The organism is Dysgonomonas sp. 216 (assembly GCF_010501065.1).
GTDB lineage: Bacteria > Bacteroidota > Bacteroidia > Bacteroidales > Dysgonomonadaceae > QVMM01.
Genome location: NZ_QVMM01000001.1, coordinates 37,382 through 56,595 on the forward strand (window position 1 = coordinate 37,382; position 19,214 = coordinate 56,595).

The 19,214-nt window shown below is 37.8% G+C and carries 17 protein-coding genes; 16 read left to right on the plus strand and 1 reads right to left on the minus strand.

The genetic code is table 11. The annotated features are described in order from the left end of the window. Positions 1-151: 151 nt before the first annotated feature. The 13 genes from D0T53_RS00165 (at position 152) to D0T53_RS00225 (ending at position 13,874) form a co-directional block, all read left to right on the plus strand. On the plus strand, positions 152-1,144 hold the full coding sequence (locus tag D0T53_RS00165; RefSeq protein ID WP_163263853.1) for a MoxR family ATPase: 993 nt from the start codon (positions 152-154) through the stop codon (positions 1,142-1,144). A gap of 108 nt (positions 1,145-1,252) precedes the next feature. Then, positions 1,253-2,125, plus strand: coding sequence for a DUF58 domain-containing protein (locus tag D0T53_RS00170; protein ID WP_163263855.1), 873 nt, complete (start codon positions 1,253-1,255; stop codon positions 2,123-2,125). 22 nt (positions 2,126-2,147) lie between these two features. Then, positions 2,148-3,242 (plus strand): hypothetical protein, encoded by a 1,095-nt coding sequence (locus D0T53_RS00175; RefSeq protein ID WP_163263857.1) that lies wholly within the window; start codon positions 2,148-2,150, stop codon positions 3,240-3,242. A gap of 12 nt (positions 3,243-3,254) precedes the next feature. Beyond that, positions 3,255-4,238, plus strand: a complete 984-nt coding sequence (locus D0T53_RS00180; protein ID WP_163263859.1) for a VWA domain-containing protein — start codon at positions 3,255-3,257, stop codon at positions 4,236-4,238. Between the two features lie 23 nt (positions 4,239-4,261). Next, the gene (locus D0T53_RS00185) at positions 4,262-5,284 is read left to right on the plus strand and encodes a VWA domain-containing protein (protein WP_163263861.1); all 1,023 of its coding nucleotides are present in this window, start codon (positions 4,262-4,264) and stop codon (positions 5,282-5,284) included. A 50-nt stretch (positions 5,285-5,334) separates the two neighbouring features. After that, positions 5,335-6,066: a tetratricopeptide repeat protein gene (locus D0T53_RS00190; RefSeq protein ID WP_163263863.1), complete on the plus strand. Its 732-nt coding sequence runs from the start codon at positions 5,335-5,337 to the stop codon at positions 6,064-6,066. A gap of 27 nt (positions 6,067-6,093) precedes the next feature. After that, the gene (locus D0T53_RS00195) at positions 6,094-7,944 is read left to right on the plus strand and encodes a BatD family protein (RefSeq protein ID WP_163263865.1); all 1,851 of its coding nucleotides are present in this window, start codon (positions 6,094-6,096) and stop codon (positions 7,942-7,944) included. Positions 7,945-7,978: 34 nt separating this feature from the next. After that, on the plus strand, positions 7,979-8,821 hold the full coding sequence (locus D0T53_RS00200) for a tetratricopeptide repeat protein (protein ID WP_163263867.1): 843 nt from the start codon (positions 7,979-7,981) through the stop codon (positions 8,819-8,821). 10 nt (positions 8,822-8,831) lie between these two features. Beyond that, positions 8,832-9,536 (plus strand): phosphatase PAP2 family protein, encoded by a 705-nt coding sequence (locus tag D0T53_RS00205; protein WP_163263869.1) that lies wholly within the window; start codon positions 8,832-8,834, stop codon positions 9,534-9,536. 79 nt (positions 9,537-9,615) lie between these two features. Then, the gene (locus tag D0T53_RS00210; protein ID WP_163263871.1) at positions 9,616-9,870 is read left to right on the plus strand and encodes a DNA-binding protein; all 255 of its coding nucleotides are present in this window, start codon (positions 9,616-9,618) and stop codon (positions 9,868-9,870) included. Between the two features lie 7 nt (positions 9,871-9,877). Continuing rightward, positions 9,878-10,996, plus strand: a complete 1,119-nt coding sequence (locus D0T53_RS00215; RefSeq protein ID WP_163263873.1) for a universal stress protein — start codon at positions 9,878-9,880, stop codon at positions 10,994-10,996. A gap of 120 nt (positions 10,997-11,116) precedes the next feature. Further along, on the plus strand, positions 11,117-11,818 hold the full coding sequence (locus D0T53_RS00220; RefSeq protein ID WP_163263875.1) for a hypothetical protein: 702 nt from the start codon (positions 11,117-11,119) through the stop codon (positions 11,816-11,818). A 7-nt stretch (positions 11,819-11,825) separates the two neighbouring features. Next, positions 11,826-13,874 carry a dihydrofolate reductase gene (locus D0T53_RS00225; protein ID WP_163263877.1) on the plus strand — a complete coding sequence of 683 codons (2,049 nt, stop codon included), beginning with the start codon at positions 11,826-11,828 and terminating at the stop codon, positions 13,872-13,874. A 198-nt stretch (positions 13,875-14,072) separates the two neighbouring features. Here D0T53_RS00225 and eno read toward each other — a convergent pair whose 3' ends face one another. Beyond that, on the minus strand, positions 14,073-15,368 hold the full coding sequence (gene eno, locus D0T53_RS00230) for a phosphopyruvate hydratase (RefSeq protein ID WP_163263879.1): 1,296 nt from the start codon (positions 15,366-15,368) through the stop codon (positions 14,073-14,075). Positions 15,369-15,833: 465 nt separating this feature from the next. Here eno and D0T53_RS00235 point away from each other — a divergent pair, with 465 nt between their 5' ends. The 3 genes from D0T53_RS00235 to D0T53_RS00245 all read left to right on the plus strand — a co-directional run bounded on the left by D0T53_RS00235 (position 15,834) and on the right by D0T53_RS00245 (position 19,207). Continuing rightward, positions 15,834-16,154 (plus strand): hypothetical protein, encoded by a 321-nt coding sequence (locus D0T53_RS00235; RefSeq protein WP_163263882.1) that lies wholly within the window; start codon positions 15,834-15,836, stop codon positions 16,152-16,154. Further along, a complete protein-coding gene (locus tag D0T53_RS00240; RefSeq protein ID WP_163263884.1) occupies positions 16,084-17,169 on the plus strand; it encodes a T9SS type A sorting domain-containing protein in 1,086 nt (361 codons plus the stop codon). Before D0T53_RS00235 ends, D0T53_RS00240 begins: the two co-directional genes overlap by 71 nt. A gap of 307 nt (positions 17,170-17,476) precedes the next feature. Next, positions 17,477-19,207, plus strand: coding sequence for a phosphoenolpyruvate carboxykinase (locus D0T53_RS00245; protein ID WP_163263886.1), 1,731 nt, complete (start codon positions 17,477-17,479; stop codon positions 19,205-19,207). Positions 19,208-19,214: the final 7 nt, after the last annotated feature.

Here is a 19,214-nt window from a genome sequence, read left to right on the forward strand (position 1 = left end):
ACAAATAAGTATTTAATAGCAGCACTTATGCTAATACCTTAATTATTTTTAACGCCAAAATAGGCATTTTCAAATTTAACGTTTCTATTTTTGTCAAAGTGAAAAAAATAATCAAATATTAAACATAAACACATATAAAACATCTAAAGCTATGGCTCAAGTTGATATTAGGGAATTAAACGAGCGTATCGAAAGTAAAAGTGCTTTTGTTGAAATGCTTACAATGGGAATGGACAAAGTCATTGTAGGGCAAAAACATCTTGTAGAATCACTCCTTATCGGGTTATTATCCGATGGGCACATTCTGCTGGAAGGAGTACCCGGTTTGGCTAAAACACTAGCAATAAAAACTCTGGCTTCACTTATCGACGCCAAATATAACCGTATTCAGTTTACCCCCGACTTATTGCCCGCCGATGTTGTAGGTACAATGATTTACAGCCAGAAAGATGAAGAATTTTTGGTAAAACATGGTCCGGTATTTTCGAATTTCGTTCTTGCCGACGAGATAAACCGTGCTCCGGCTAAAGTTCAGAGTGCTTTGCTCGAAGCCATGCAGGAACGTCAGGTTACTATTGGCGAAAAAACATATAAGCTGCCTCATCCATTCCTTGTAATGGCTACACAAAACCCGATAGAACAAGAAGGAACTTATCCGTTACCCGAAGCACAGGTAGACCGTTTTATGCTAAAAGTAATTATAAACTACCCTCAAAAAGAAGAAGAAAAATTAATTCTTCGCCAAAATATTTCGGGAGGATACCCTCCGCTTAGCCCGGTATTAAAAGCCGACGAAATAATAGAATCGAGAAAGGTAGTAAAAGATGTGTATCTGGACGAAAAAATCGAGAAATATATTATCGATATAGTTTTCGCAACCCGTTTCCCTGCCGAAAATGGGCTGAACTCGCTAAAAAGCATGATCGGATTCGGAGCTTCGCCCCGTGCATCTATCAATTTGGCTTTAGCTGCCCGTGCATATGCATTTATTAAACGCAGAGGATATGTAATACCTGAAGACGTGCGCGCCGTATGTCACGATGTTATGCGCCACCGTATAGGGTTAACATACGAAGCCGAAGCCAACAATGTTACTGCCGACGAAATAGTAAGCGAAATACTGAACAAAATAGAGGTACCATAATTTGGGTTGATAGCCGACTTGTTAAATACAATTCTGTCGGCTTCGCTTTTTATACTTATTAGCCATACCAAAAGCTAATAACTGATAGCTAATAGCTAAAAAAAGATTATGGAAACAAGCGAATTATTAAAAAAAGTACGTCAGATAGAAATAAAAACCCGCGGATTATCGCAAAATATTTTTGCGGGCGAATACCACTCGGCCTTCAAAGGGCGGGGTATGGCATTCTCTGAGGTTCGGGAGTATCAGTATGGCGACGATATACGCGATATTGACTGGAATGTTACGGCACGCTACAACCGCCCTTACATCAAAATATTTGAAGAAGAACGCGAAATGACAGTTGTTCTTCTGGTTGATGTTTCGGGAAGTTTAAACTTCGGAACAACAAATTCGATGAAACGTGATATTGTAACAGAAATTGCAGCCACTCTGGCATTTTCGGCAATACAAAACAACGACAAAATAGGTGTAATATTTTTTTCGGATAAAATTGAAAAATTCATTCCTCCTAAAAAAGGGAAAAAGCATATATTATACATTATACGTGAATTGATAAATTTTGAACCCGAAAACAACAACACCGACTTAAATATAGCTTTGCAATATCTGACCAATGCTATAAAAAAACGCTGTACTGCATTTCTCATTTCTGACTTTATCGATACTTACGATTACGAAAACGCATTGACTATCGCTAACAGAAAGCACGATATAATAGCAATGCAGGTTTACGACCCAAGAGAAACTGAATTACCATCGGTAGGGTTAATGAAGCTAATTGATGCCGAGACAAGTGAAGAAGTATGGATAGACACATCGTCGAAGGCAACCCGAAACGAATACAAAAGATGGTTTGATGACAGAAATGAACATTACAGGCAAAAAGCTTTTACCAGAAGCCGTGTGGATAACATATCGATCCGTACTGATGAAGATTACGTTAAAGCCATGCTTTCTTTGTTTAGACAAAGAGGTTAGGACTTAAACTTTTTATAACTTTATGAAAGGAATAAAAAATTATATTGTACTAAGTATTATTTGTTGCTCGCTTATAACGAGTATTACAGCCTATGCCCAACGAACCTCGGCAAGGGTAACTGTAAGTCCGTCGGAAATACAAATTGGGGAACAAGCCGCCGTAAACCTTGAGATAATAGCACCTAAAGGCAGAAGCATTATACTTCCGTCTTACGCCGACACTTTAATTGCCGGAATAGAAGTGTTACGAGCACTATCGCCCGATACAATAATTGCAGAAGAAGTTATGACTATAAAACAACAATATATCATAACCTCTTTCGATTCGTTATTGTATTTTGTTCCGGGATTGGAAGTCATAGACGGAACCGACACCATAAAAACCAATAGCTTCGGTATTAAAGTTATTTCTCCTGTATTAAAAGACTCTACACTGGCTTATCTTGCTCAAATGCAGGCTCAGCAAACCGACTCCATCGATTTCGAGAAAATGGCTTTACCCGACATTAAAGATAACATGGAGCCTCCTTTTGTTTGGCAGGATTATCTTCAATACATATGGGTGGTGTTGGCAATACTGGCTCTTTTAGCGCTGATAGGCGCAGGGTTGTATATGGCATTCCGAAAAAAAGAGAAAGGATATTACTTCAAGCCCAAATCTATTTTACCTCCGCATGTTATTGCCTTGCAGGCTCTTGACAAAATAAAAGCAGAGAAAATATGGCAACAAGGAAAAGAAAAACAATTTTATACCGATCTGACTGATATATTAAGAGAATATATAGAAAAACGTTTTGGAATAAGAGCATTTGAGAAAACCTCGGATGAAATTCTTCAAACCATAAAAATATTCGAACAGGCCGATTCGTCGACCGAAAGCCTTGTTCAAGTATTAAAACTTGCCGATTTGGTTAAGTTTGCAAAATATACACCTCTGCCTAACGAAAACGACCTGAGTTTGGTTAATTCATTCTTGTTTGTAAATCAAACAAAAATTGAGCCACCCACTCCGGAAGAATCAAACAACGAAGAGGAACACTGGCAAAACAACGAAACTTCGGATAATGAAGATAACCAAAGCCAAGACATTGATTTTAATAAAGCTAATAGAAAATAAACGATCGAAAAAATGGAATTTGTAAATCCCGGATATTTATATTTGCTATTACTACTAATCCCGCTTATTGCTTGGTATGTTGTAAAACTGCGAAAAATGCAGGCGACATTCAAATTATCGTCCATATCGGCATTCAGAGGGAAAACTTCATCGATAAAAGTACCGCTTCGTCATGTTCTGTTTTTATTTAGGTTGGCTGCAATCGCACTAATAATAGTGGTATTAGCACGCCCTCAAATGGTTACCAGTTGGGACGAATCAGAATCGGAAGGTATAGATATAATTATGGCGCTTGACGTATCGGGAACGATGCTCGCTCAGGATTTTAAGCCCAACCGTTTAGAAGCCGCCAAAAAAGTGGCCTCCGAATTTGTTACCGATAGAGAAAGAGACAATATCGGGCTCGTTATATTTGCCGGAGAAAGTTTTACACAATGTCCCCTAACCACCGATCATGGCGTTTTACTTAGCCTGCTGAATGAAGTTAAGTACGGAATGATTGAAGACGGTACAGCAATAGGTTTAGGACTTGCAAATGCAGTAAACAGGCTCAAAGACAGCAAATCGTCTTCGCGCGTTGTAATCTTGCTGACCGACGGTTCGAATAACCGTGGACAAATAGCCCCTCTTACAGCAGCCGAACTTGCAAAATCGTTCGGAATCAGGGTATATACCATTGGAGTCGGCTCGCAAGGCACAGCTCCCGCACCTGTTCAAACTCCGTACGGAGAACGAATACAGAATATACCTGTTGACATCGATGAGCGTGTGCTTACCGAAATTGCAAGTATAACAGGCGGCGAATATTACCGGGCTACGGATAATACCAGCCTTCGGGAAATATACAACCAGATAGACGAAATGGAAAAATATCTTATCAAGGTAAATAATATAACAAAACGACAGGAATTATACCTTCCTTTCGCACTGTTTGCACTCGGTTTAATTTTTGTTGAACTTGTACTTCGCCGTACATTGTTCAGAAGTATTCCGTAAACTAATAAAAAATTATTTGAATTATGTTTCGATTTCATAATCCGGAATTTTTATACTTATTGGTACTGCTACCCTTCATTATTGCGGGTTTCTTATACATGAACATCCGCAAAAAAAAGGATGTACAAAAAATTGGCAAATTGGCTACAGTAAAGCTGATGATGCCCGAAATGTCTTTAAAAAGATCGTATCTTAAATTCTGGCTTATTTTTGCAGCCATTACTCTAGGTATATTTATGGTTGCCCGACCTCAGTTTGGAACAAAAAAAGACAAAGTTGAGCGCAAGGGTATTGAGTTAGTTATCGCTATCGACGTATCAAACTCGATGCTTGCCAGAGATATTAGCCCCGACAGGCTCTCTAAAGCCAAGCAAATGCTTACTCGTATTATTGATGAGCGGAAAGACGATAAAGTTGCCATTGTTGTTTTTGCTGGCGAAGCCTATGTACAATTACCAATGACATCGGACAACCAATCGGCAAAGATATTCCTCGAAAGCATAACCCCTTCATTAGTACCGGTACAAGGCACGGTTATAGGTAATGCAATCAATATCGGGATGAACAGTTTTACCAGCGAAAAAGATATAGATAAAGCGATGATTATAATAACCGATGGCGAAAATCACGACGGTAATGCTGTTGAAATGGCTGCCCGCGCTGCCGAACACAATGTTATGGTCAATGTTGTCGGTATCGGATCGCTGGAAGGTGTACCCATCCCTATGTCTCAGTACAGTAATGAGAACAAAAAGGATAACGAGGGGAACATTGTGGTTACAAAGCTAAACGAACAAATGTGTAAAGAGATAGCAGAAGCCGGAAAAGGTTTATATGTACGTGCCGACAACACAAACAATGCCCTTAAAAGCTTACAGGCACATCTCGAAAAACTACAGAAAAAAGAATACGAAGGCTTCGCCTACTCGGAGTATGATGAGAAATTCCATCTTTTTGCATGGGTAATACTCGTTCTGTTACTCCTCGAAATATGTATTTTTGATAAGAAGAACAGAATATTCAGAAATGTTAGAATATTTAAATAATGCAGTTTCAGGAATTTTTATTTATTTAAAACTGTGATTGTGACACAAGTATGAAAAAAGGACTATTTACAATTATACTATTATTTTCCGTTTTAGGAGTTTCGGCACAAAAAGAAGTTCGCGACTCAATAAGAACCGGAAACAAAGCTTTTTTGGAGCAACGCTACAACGTTGCCGAAAGTAATTTTAAATCGGCAATAGTTAAAGATCCTACAGCAAAAGAGGCCTCTTATAATTTGGCAAATACATACTACAAGCAAAACAGGTTTGACGAAGCAATAGCCGAATATGGGCATTATCTGACTCTTGAACATGAAAAGAACGAAGACATTGGTGCTGCATACTTCAACATGGGCAATTCGTTTTTAAAGAAAAAGGATTTGCAAAAAGCAGAAGAAGCTTATAAAAATGCTTTGCGAGCCAATCCGAAAGACGAAGATGCACGATATAATCTGGCTGTTGTAAAAAAAATGAAACAAGATCAGGAAAATCAGAACGACGATCAGCAACAAGACGACAAACAAGATCAGAAACAGGATCAACAAGACCAAAAAGACGATAAGAAAGACGATAAACAAGATCAGAAGGATCAGGATCAGAAAAAAGATAAAAAACCTGAGGAGCAGCAACAAGAAGAGCAGTTATCGCAAGACAACGCACGTCAAATGTTGCAAGCCATAGAACAGGATGAAAAAGAAACTCAGGAGAAAGTTCGTCAAATGAAAGCCGCTGAGCTTCAGAAACAAAACGAAGAAAACAGAAGACAAAATAAAGACTGGTAAATGTATATTCTAAACCATATAAAAACAATGCGAAAACAACTGTTTTTATTATTAGCTATTTTTGTAAACATTGGGATTATTCAATCTCAGGAAGTTAGTTTTCAAGCAAATGCCCCAACTGCAGTCATCAAAGGAGAACAATTCAGACTCACTTTTATTCTTCGCAATGCAGAGGGCAGCAATGCGAAATTTCCGACCGAGATAAAAGGATTCGATATTCTTTTCGGACCCACCGTATCGCGGGGCAGCAATTTCAGTAGCATCAATGGCAAAACAACCTCTGAAACAACCGAATCGTACTCCTATGTCCTGATGGGAACAACTGAAGGGACATACACTATTCCCGCTGCATCAATTACAGCAAACGGGAAAACCTATAACACAAATCAGCTGACAATTAAAGTACTGCCTCCCGATCAGACAAGGCAAAACCAAAACCAAGGTAACTCGCAAGCAGGAGGAACTTCCGGAGCAGGCACAGGAACAAGAGGAGGTGGAACTGTGAATGCCGACGATGCCTTCATCAGGGCAATTGTATCCAAAACAAAAGTTAACGAACAAGAAGCCTTTGTTGTAACATTCAAGTTTTACACAATATATGATGTAAAAAACATAGGTAAGATAGAGTTCCCCGAATTTGAGGGCTTTATGGTCGAAGAATTTGAACTACCAAGCAACCGTAAGTTGAATCTTGAACATTATAACGGGCGGAATTATTTTGCTATCGACATAAAAAAGAGCCTGTTATTTCCTCAACGATCAGGTAAGATTACTATTCCGACGGGAAAAATGGAGATGATATTCTCAGTGCCTTCCGGACGTAGGGTAATGACATTTTTCGGACCGGAGGAAGTACCGGTTGATGTAAAGAAAACTCTAACAACAAGCCCTGTAACCATTGATGTATCGCCTCTACCGGTAGGAAAACCTGTAAGTTTTTCGAATGCCGTAGGCTCATTCAATATTACCGATAAAATATCGGCTACCAATGTAAAAGCAAATGATGCTATTACCATTGCACTTGATATAACAGGAACAGGAAACATGAAGCTTCTTCGTACCCCTGAAATAAAGCTTCCTACCGATTTTGAATCATACGACCCCAAAATAACCAACAATTTTAAGATAGTAGACAACGGGCTGACCGGAAAGAAAAGTATCGAATACCTGTTTATCCCCCGTCATCAGGGCGAATATACTATTCCGCCCATCCAGTTCTCATATTTCGACACAAAGTCGAAAACATATAAAACATTATCGACAAAAGCATACAAGTTAAGCGTAGCAAAAGACCCGAATGCAGGAAGTAACACTGCCATAACCTACACCCAACAAAACGAGGTGCAGGCAATTCAGGATATTCGCTTCCTGAAAACCGATATGCGGAACTATCAGGAGCTCAACTTTTACTTCTTTGGCACAACAGCCTATATACTTTGGTATGCTATTCCTTTTTTAATTTTCATTATTGTATTTATAGTTCGCCGAAAACAGATACAACAAAATGCAAACATTGCTTTAATGAAAACCCGTAAAGCAAATAAAATGGCAGCCAAACGATTGAAAACCGCAGGAATATATTTGAAAGAACATAATAAAGAAAAATTCTACGAAGAGATACTTCGGGCAACATGGGGATATCTCAGCGACAAACTATCTATTCCGGCAGCAAACCTCAATCGCGATAATATAGAACAAGAACTTTCGAAATATGGTATATCAGAATCGCTTGCAGCAACATTCATATCAATACTCGACACCGGCGAATTTGCCAGATACGCACCGGCCGAATCGGAAAATGCAATGGACAAGCTGTACGAGCAAACAGTAAATGCCATCAGCGAAATGGACAATGCAATAAAGAAAAAGAAAAAATAATAACTAAACACAGTCGGAAAAACAGTTTAGAATTATGAAAGGAAATAATATAATCGACAATATAATTTTACATTTAATATTGCTTCTCATTCCGGTTTCTGTAACAGCACAGGATTCGATACAAGAGCAAAAAGCAATAAGAGAACAAAAAGAAATTGAGATCCCCGACAACGTTGAAAAAAACGTTAAAGAGGCTATACAGGCATATCAGGCTGAAAACTATGCAAAAGCTATCGAACTATTCGAAAAAGAGATAGAAAAACTAAAAGAAATAGATTTCGAATCGTCCGACTTATTTTACAATTTGGGGAATGCCTATTTTCGCGACAACGAAGTAGCAAAGGCTTTGCTTTACTACGAAAAAGCCTTACTATTAGATCCGGGCGACAGAGATATACGTCATAATATCGCATATGCACGCACCCGGATAGAGGACAAAATAGAAGGAGTAGACACATTTTTTCTGCAATCGTGGTTCGAGGCTGTACAAAACCTTCAGGGTTCAAATGCTTGGGCACAATTAGCAATAATGCTATTCTTATTATTTATCATTACACTTAGCTTCTTTTTATTCACTAAAAAAATCACAGTTAAAAAAACTGCATTTTATACTGGTATTATTATTTTTGCGTTCTTAATTTTAAGCAATGTATTTTCTGTCAGACAAAAGAATAAATTAACCGACCGAAACACCGCAATTATTATGGCTGGCTCGGTTTCGGTTAAAAATTCGCCCGACATTAACAGTAAAGAGTTGTTTATCATCCATGCAGGCACAAAAGTAAGAATTACGAAAGACGACGGAAGGTGGCTGGAAATAGAAATAGAAAATGGGAATGTGGGATGGATGACACGCGACCAACTTGAGATTATATAAAAAATAAAGCATGGAGCCAGGAACCAGTATTGTTGAAGAAACCCTACCTTACGAACGTGATCTTTTTTTATGGTTAAATAATCATCATAACGATTTCTGGGATTCATTTATGATGATTTACTCAGGAAAACTTATTTGGGTTCCGTTAGCTGCAACACTGCTGTTTACTATATTTTACAAAACAAAATGGCAATATGCCGTTTTATTTCTGCTATGCTTTGCTTTATTGGCAACACTGTGCGACCAAATATCAGCAGGAGTTATAAAACCCTTATTTACCCGTTACAGACCAACACATCACCCCGATTTCATGAACGAAGTTCTTATTGTTGATGGATATAAGGGTGGGCGATTTGGTTTTATATCGGCACACGCCGCAAACGGATTTGGAGTAGCCATGTTTACATCATTAGTATTCAGAGTACGCTGGCTCACCGTCTGCCTGTTTGCATGGGCTTTGATTACCTGCTATTCGCGTATATATCTGGGTGTACATTTTGTCTCCGACATAATAGGAGGCATTATGCTCGGATCGATACTCGGCTACCTCATATATCTACTCTATCAATATTGCAAAGCAAAAATATTTAAATTATCAGCAGCTGAGCTTAAAACCTCTTTCTACAACAAGACTCACGCCAACATAATAATGATTACCCTTGGAATAACTGTACTGGGTATAATATTATACAGTTTGGTGATAACTTATTTTTAGGAATAAATGTTGTATGTATCAAAAGTTTTTTATTAACTTTAGAGACATAACATTATTAACCTAATAAAAATTTATCATCATGACAAAAACTATAACGTTTTCAGAGCTTCGCAAAATTAAAGATAGTTTGCCTGATGGAAGTATGCAAAGAATTGCAGACAGGTTGAATGTTTCGGCAGAAACAATCCGAAACTATTTTGGAGGTCAAAATTTTAAAGAAGGAGAAAGTTGCGGCATCCATATAGAATCGGGGCCATCCGGTGGTTTAGTATCGCTAGACGACACAACCATTCTGGATATTGCAATGGAATTAATTGACGAATCAAAAAAATAAAAACATTATGGAAGGGAAATTAGTAACGTTGGCTATTCATACTCCGGAAAAAGCACGCATTCTGAAATCAGTTTTAGAAAGCGAAGGAATATTTGTATCCATCGAGCAGATCGATAACGATCATTCTAATTCCTCGCCCGGTGTTCGTGTAAGAATAAAAGAAACAGACTTGCCTAAAGCACTGAATGTTGTAGAAAACAGACACCTATTCAGTTACGACGAACCTGAGACTTACAGAACCGACGACGGACGCAGAAGGATTTTAGTCCCGGTTGATTTCTCGGACTATTCGTTAAAAGCATGTCGCATAGCCTTTAATCTGGCAAAAGAAATTAATGCCAAAGTTAAAATTCTACACGTTTATTTCAATCCCTACTACCCTACAGCTTTACCTATGGCAGAAGTATTTGCCTACCAAGCCAAAGAAGACGGAAGTTTCCAGAATATAATAGACAAGGTTAGAGCCGACATAAAAAAATTATGTAATGTAATTGACGAAAAAATTGCATCCGGCGATTTTCCTCCAATCAACTACTCGTATGTATTGAAGGAAGGTTTGCCCGAAGAAGAAATAGTGTCGTTTACAAAGGAATACAAACCTGCGCTAATTATTATGGGAACCAGAGGCAAGGATCAAAAAGATGCCGATTTGATAGGTAGTGTTACAGCAGAAGTTATTGAAATGACACGGATACCGTTACTAGCCATTCCCGAAAACACACATTTTAGTGATATACACGAAGTAAAGAATGTAACATTCCTTACTAATTTTAGTCAGCGCGATTTGGTTTCATTCGATTTAATGATGAAATTCTTGAAAAATTATAAAATCAAAGTATTTATCACTCACATAGCTAACAAAAAACGCGACAAGTGGGATGAGATAAAAATGGAAGGCATCAGAGCCTATTTCAAGAAACAATACCCCGATATTGAAACCGATTACGTACTGATAGATAGCGATGATATGCTGAAAAGCCTTGATTCGTTTGTTACCAAATCGGAAATAGACATTATAGCCCTGACAACAGCCAAGCGAAACATATTTGCACGTATGTTCAGCCCTAGTGTTTCACGAAAAATGCTCTTCCATTCCGATACACCACTATTGGTTTTACGAGGTTAAATTTTCTCAAATTCAACTATATTTTAGTTATATCAAGGCTATTCGTTAGAAATAACGAATAGTCTTTTTTTTGTTGTTAATAAATAAAATTAACTTTGTAGTTATACAAAAAATCACAAAATGAAAAAACTGATATTACTTATAATAACATCTGCAGTTCTAGTTTCATGCTCTGTTAATAGAGAAAATGCTTACACTACAGAATATGCCGATAATGAAATAACCGAATCGCTATTTAAAGACGAATCAGCAAAAATAACAGAAGATAATATAAAACGATTACTTGACGGACATTATAGTTTACCTAAAGAATTAAGAGTTGCTATTATCAGCATAGAAAATACAAAAGCAAACAGATACTATTATTATAATCAAAACGACTACCTTACTTCGCGTCAAAAATACATAGATTGCCTGAAAGAAAACTTAGACAATAACACACGAATAAAAGCCACATTATGGATACCAAACATGATGACCGGAGCAAACCCAAGTTTCTCTACTATTCGTGAAGCTGCTGTGAGAATGCAAGCCGATATAGTGCTAGTTTATTCTATTTCGGAAGGGAATATATATACTAAACACAAAGTATTCTCCAGCAATCATAAAGCCTTTGCTACTACTCAGGCAATGATTATGGATGTTAGGACAGGTTTAATACCACATACCGACATTTCGACAAAAGAATTTTTAGGGGTCAAAGAGGAAAAAGACAAAAAGGCATTCAACAACGACGAAAAGAGAAAACTACTTCAAGAAGAAGCAGTGCTACTAACATTGAAAGATATAAATGAAAGCATAAATAAATTTTTAAATCAATAATTCTCAAATGAAAAAATTTGCAATAATGGCTATGGCTGGAATGTCTATGATGCTGGGGAGTTGTAAAGATAAAGAACAAACTTCGCAGGACGATTTCAAGTACGAGGTTGATGCATTTGCCGACCTCCAGATTTTACGGTACAAGGTACCCGGCTTCGAATCATTAAACCTGCAACAGAAAGAAATGCTTTACTACCTGTCGCAAGCAGCAACAGAAGGGCGGGATATTCTTTTCGATCAAAACGGAAGATACAATCTTGCTATAAGACGGACGCTCGAAGCCATTTATGAAAACTTCGACGGCGATAAAACAAACAAAGAGTACAAGGAGTTTGAAACCTACTTAAAAAGAGTTTGGTTTTCGAATGGAATACATCATCATTATGGCGAAGAAAAATTCCTTCCCGGATTCTCAAACGAGTTTTTTGAAAAACAAGTGCGCGCACTACCTGCTGACAAAGTTCCGGTAAAAGAAGGACAATCTATTGACGATTTCTTAGCGATGATAGAACCCATTATGTTTGACCCTGCCGTAATGCCTAAAAAGGTAAATCAGGAGTCGGGAGTAGACCTTATCGTAACATCTGCAAACAACTACTACGGCGAAGGTGTAACACAAGCCGATGTTGAAGCATTTTATGGTAAAATGAAAGACCCGAACGACCACACACCTATATCTTACGGACTTAATAGTCGTCTGGTTAAAGAGAACGGCATTGTTTCAGAAAAGACATGGAAAGTAGGGGGCTTATACTCTCCTGCTATCGAACGTATTGTAAACTGGCTGGAAAAAGCTAAAGCAGTTGCCGAAAACGACGCTCAGGTAAAAGTGATTGAAGAACTTATCTCTTTCTATAAAACCGGTGACTTAAAAACTTACGACCAATATGCCATTGCATGGGTACAAGATTCGTTATCGAGAATAGACTTTGTGAACGGATTTACCGAAACTTATGGAGATCCATTAGGCATGAAAGCAAGCTGGGAGTCGGTTGTGAACTTCAAAGATATGAAGGCAACCAAACGTACCGAAATGATAAGCAGCAATGCTCAATGGTTCGAAGACCATTCGCCTATCGACCCACGTTTCAGAAAAGAGAAAGTAAAAGGTGTAACAGCAAAAGTTATCACTGTTGCTCAACTTGGCGGCGATTGCTATCCTGCAACCCCTATCGGTATAAACTTGCCTAATGCCGACTGGATTCGCAAAGACTATGGCTCGAAATCGGTAACTATCGAAAACATTATGGATGCTTACGATAAAGCTGCTGAACATAGCGGATTTAACGAAGAGTTTGTTTGGTCGCAAGCAGAATTAGACCTGTTACATAATTTCGGATTCCAAACCGATATATTACACACCGACTTGCACGAAATACTTGGTCACGGATCGGGACAGCTCCTTGCCGGTGTTAGCGCCGATGCAATGAAAGAGCATGGTTCGACTATTGAAGAAACCCGCGCCGATTTATTCGGACTATATTATGTAGCCGACCCTAAACTCATAGAGTTAGGCATTCTTTCCGATGCCGACGCTTATAAAGCCGAATACTACAAATTCATGATGAATGGGTTAATGACGCAGCTTACCCGCATAGAAGCCGGCAAGAATATTGAAGAATCGCATATGCGTAACCGACAACTCATAGCTAAATGGGTATTCGAAAAAGGCAAACCTGATAATGTTGTAGAAATGAAACAACGCGATGGTAAAACATTTGTTGTAATTAACGACTACACTAAACTGCGCAATCTGTTTGGCGAACTTTTAGCTGAAATACAACGCATAAAATCGGAAGGAGATTACAATGCAGCTAAACAAATAGTAGAAGACTATGCAGTTAAGGTAGATCAGACTCTGCATAACGAAATAATAGCACGCTACCAGAAACTGGAATTAAAACCATATAAAGGCTTTATAAACCCTGTTCTTGAGGCTATAACAGACGGAAATGGAAAAATTACAGACATCAAGGTTACTTACACTGAAAATTATACGGATCAGATGATGAGATACGCTAAAGAATTTTCATCATTACCTACGTACAACGATTAATTATAAATCGATATGAATAAAAAATAGGTTACTTAAACAGTAACCTATTTTTTTTATCGTGTCTCCCGTCCCGAATAACGGCTTTTTTTAATTAGTTACCATAAAAACCTAAATGCCGTTCGCGTACGTCTAAAACAAAAAAAAGACCGTCATCCTTTCGGATGCGGTCTTCTCTGTATATATAAGAAGTCGGTTTTCTTATTTCACACGTTGTACACGTTTGTAACCATAAACGGCACGGTTGCCCAATTCTTCTTCGATACGAAGTAGTTGGTTGTATTTAGCCATACGGTCAGAACGGCTCAACGAACCTGTTTTGATTTGTCCTGAATTTGTAGCAACTGCGATGTCTGCAATTGTAGAATCTTCAGTTTCGCCCGAACGGTGAGAAGTTACAGAAGTATAACCTGCACGGTGAGCCATTTCGATAGCATTCAAAGTTTCAGTCAACGAACCGATTTGGTTAACTTTGATAAGGATTGAGTTAGCACAACCCATTTCGATACCTTTTTTCAAGAAATCAACGTTAGTTACGAACAAGTCATCTCCAACCAATTGGCATTTATCACCAATCATGTCGGTAAGAGCTTTCCATCCATCCCAGTCGTTTTCGTCCATACCGTCTTCGATAGAATCGATAGGATATTTTTCTGTCAACGATTTCAAGAATTCAGCTTGTTCTTTAGACGAACGTTTTGCACCGTTAGCTCCTTCAAATTTGCTGTAGTCGTAAACTTTAGCCGATTTATCATAGAACTCAGAAGCAGCACAGTCAAGAGCAATAGTAACATCTTTTCCCGGCTCATATCCTGCAGCTTTGATAGCTTTGATGATAGAGTCAAGAGCATCTTCTGTACCTGCCAATGTTGGAGCAAAACCACCTTCGTCACCAACAGCAGTACTAAGACCTCTTCCTTTAAATTCTTTTGCTAATGCGTGGAATACTTCAGCACCCATTCTCAAACCTTCTTTGAATGAAGGAGCACCAACAGGACGGATCATAAACTCTTGGAATGCGATAGGAGCATCAGAGTGAGAACCTCCGTTGATGATATTCATCATAGGAACAGGAAGAACGTAAGTATTAGTTCCACCAATATAGCGATACAAAGGAATATCAAGATAGTTAGCCGCAGCTTTTGCTACTGCAAGAGAAACACCAAGAACAGCGTTTGCACCTAATTTAGATTTAGTAGAAGTACCATCAAGTTCGATCATTTTGTTGTCGATGTCAACCTGATTCAAAGCACAATCTCCTTCAAGAGCAGGAGCAATAACTTTGTTTACATTTTCTACAGCTTTTTGAACACCTTTACCAAGATAGCGTTTTTTGTCACCATCACGAAGTTCAAGAGCTTCGTGCTCACCTGTAGATGCTCCTGATGGAACAGCAGCACGGCCAAAAGCACCACTCTCAAGAGTTACGTCAACTTCAATTGTAGGATTACCTCTCGAATCCAAAATTTCACGTGCGAAAATACGTTCGATTCTCATGTTAATTGTTTTTATAATTTACTTATATGCGAATTGTTAATACAATCTTTAGCGCTGCAAAAATACGTCTTTTTTTTCTTTTACGAAATTCTTTTTAATTCATTTGCCTTTATTTATACAAGATATTACTCAGATGTAAATTTCCATTTTAATCTTTATCCTGTAAACCCTGCTATTTCTGATATTATTTAGTTTTCATTATAATTTGTCAATGTTATTTTTTTTATTTTAATTACTTAATTTTTAATAATTATTTGTTTTTATAAAAAAAACGTTTACATTTGTGAATACTATTAGGTTAATCAGTTATACTATCTAAATTTTTGATTAGTTGCAAGTTCAGGCTTTCAGCAAATAGAGTTTTCTGTGTTTTAATACCCCATTACCCACATTAAAAAACAGGCAAACAACTCACTTTGGGGTTACACCCGATTGCGAGATTTCTATAATCTAAATTAACACATTATGAAAAAATTATCGACGTACTTCATTTTTAGCGCATTGTATTGCCTAACAATGCAATTACAAGCTAGTAATTCAGAATTATGCCCCGATCCATTCACGAAAGGGGAAGAAGGTACTATCCACATTCACATAAGTGAATATGGAGGATCTGACGGACCATTGTTTCAGGCCTGGGATTTTGACACAAACACCGAGAGAAGTATAAACACAGGCTTTCAAGGTACTTATAAAACAATTGGCATTGGAGAATATGAGTGGACAAGCGAGAATTTACAAGCCATATACCGTGAGCGCTGGGGGACAAATGCCAAATGGCTATAGGTTAGCAATAAATTATAGCTTCTGGAGCAACGGATTAGTTGGTGGAGAAAACTATCTGTCCGGCACCCCATGGGAACATATGACCGAGCGAGTAACCATATACCGCGACAACGGAACCCCTTTAATGGATAGATGGATTGGCCCTCGCGGAGGTTTTGCCTTAAAAGATTACACCGTTTATTACATGACAAGAGAAAATCATATTTGTATTCACGACTGGATAGAAACAGCCACTGAAACAGAACGTGAGAACCGGATTGCTGACGGAAAAAATTTAATAAATAACTATTACGGATACGGAAGCCCCGACTGGAAGGTATTACGCTATTGCCGTCGTCTGACAGACAATGAATTAGGCTACAAACTCTTCATCAAGGTTGAGAATATTGATACCTTGAGCCGAGAGTGGCGTCAACTTACAGACATAAACAACCCAAGTGATATTGATTTGCTTAAAAAGGTAAGATGGGCTGTTGCTGGCAGCAGACAATATTCTCCATCAGATTTCAGCATCGTTAAAATTGACGATCCAAACGCAACACCTCCTACAGGATATGTAGAATTACCAAATGGGTATATACGAGGATTTTATGCTCAATATTTCATTTATCGACCAATCGAAAACCCAACTATCGAAAAAGTAATTCGTTCGGCTGCTAAAATTCAGGACAATGCATTTCTACATATGGGAGACGATTCGTACGATACAGGAACCATTGCAGCCAGAGCATCACAAATGCCTCTAAGCATAAACGAAGAAATTCAGAATAACAATAATTCAATTTATGTACATCCCAGCGTTGCTTCAACAGAACTAACAATTGTAATACCGGACGAAAGCAAGGCAAAAGCTTCGGGAATAATTTATAATATGGCAGGAGTTACTGTTCATCAACTTTACAACTTGCATGCAGGAGAAAATAAGGTTGACATCAACATGTTACCTACAGGTATATATTTATTAAAAGTAAACGCCGAAGGCAAATATTACAGCACGAAGATTGTAAAACAATAACTAAATTACTGAAACAGAAACCGTAATACGAATTATTAAAATAGAAATCCAACCTTGCAGATACTTGCAAGGTTGGATTTCTTCGATTAAAACCCTTATAAAACAAATTAACATTTAGCTATTACCTTACGATTGTTAGAGTACATAAATATCATTCAATACAATAATCGTTTAGATAAATGTCTAATAATATCAGCTTTTTGTGAATAATTTGATCTTTCCATTATTCATTTTTGATAAAGATTGATTATTTTTGAAAGCTTAAACTATAGGAAAAAATTAGTAATAATCAAACCAATACAATAGTATGCAACAAGAATTCACCCTTAGCCGTGGCAAGGCTATGATAAATTTTTCGCTTAAATTTTGCGATACCCGACAGAAAATACTAAATAGTTATGGTTTCAGAAAAACGATGGAAGTTTTTGTTCAGAACCTGAAAAAGAGCGACGTTATCGTATATGACCACTATATGAAGTCGTTCAAAAAAGAGGAAGACTTCGTTAATTCGCTTATCAATGTATTCAAATTTCTTTCGGTTTGCGAAACCGAAGAAGTGTTGAAAGCAGACTCTACTTTCTCGATATTTTTTGACGACAAGGACTTATTCATAGAACTTATCGAACTTTTATATAAATTTTGGCGTAGAATAGAACGCATATCCATTGTGCGTAACGAGCGTTTGGGAGAAGGGCTTCAAAATGTTCGCTTCACACAGGCAAACGGTTTGTTTAACGAGTTGTTACTATCTCTTTACCGTCGTGTAGGAGAAACAGTAGCCGGACACCAATATCGTGTTTACCGTCAACGTATTTTAGGTGCAAACGCAGGCCTTACGCTGAACGATGTATCATGGAATTGCCCGATTGAATATAACGGATTAACGTCAATACCTTTCATTAGTTCGGTAATATTCCATCCCCCATTAATTACTTACACCAAACGTAATACAAGAGATGGCATTTTTGAAGAACATCAAACAAACCCTATCGAAAACCTAGCATTAAGCGACGACGACTGGTTAGTATTTCCTGTTATGGTTGGTAACATGCTTACATTTGTTTATTTCCACAAAGACTTTATCGATCAGGGACTAGGTCTATGCAATTTGTTTGAGTTGGCTAAAGAAAGCCAATATATAGGCAAAAAACCCGATATCATTTATGTATTCGGATATCCCGACGGACACGAAGAAAAAAGAACTTTTTATTATAAAGACAAGAAAAACGACATCCTTATCGGTTACGCAAACTATTGCGACGATATAGATTATTTTGGCTACATGAAAAAGATGCTTCTAACCCTTCACAATGTTAAGCAAATGGAAAACAATTGCTTACCAATACACGGGGCTATGGTTAACGTATTATTAACCAACGGAAAAGAAGCAAATGTTATAATAATGGGAGATAGCGGCGCAGGAAAATCGGAAAGTCTTGAAGCATTCCGTAGCCTGAACGAAAGCTATATCCGCCATATGCGTACAATTTTTGACGATATGGGCTACCTGAAAATAGAAGAAGATGGCACTATTAAGGGTTATGGTACAGAAATCGGAGCCTTTGTTCGCATAGACGACCTTGATCCTGCTTACGCTTACGAACAACTAGACCGCGGAATATATTCTAATCCGGACAAAGTAAATGCACGTATAACTATTCCTGTTTCGACTTACGAAATAATAATGAAAGGCTACAAAGTAGACTATATGCTTTATGCTAATAATTATACAGATAGCGAACAGAAAGTATGTTTCTTTGACGATCTGGCTAAAGCAATAAAAGTATTTGAAGACGGAGCCCGTAAAGCTAAAGGAACAACTACTGAAAAAGGATTGGTTAAATCGTACTTCGCTAATCCATTCGGACCTGTACAAGAACGCGATAAGGCCGAGAAACTAGTTCGTCAATATTTTTCGAATATGGAACAAGCCGGAACAAGAATCGGAGAAATATATACTTCGTTAGCTATTGAAGGACAAACTAAAGATGGTCCACGCAAGGCCGCAGAGGAGTTATTTACTCTAATAAACAAATAGGAAACAG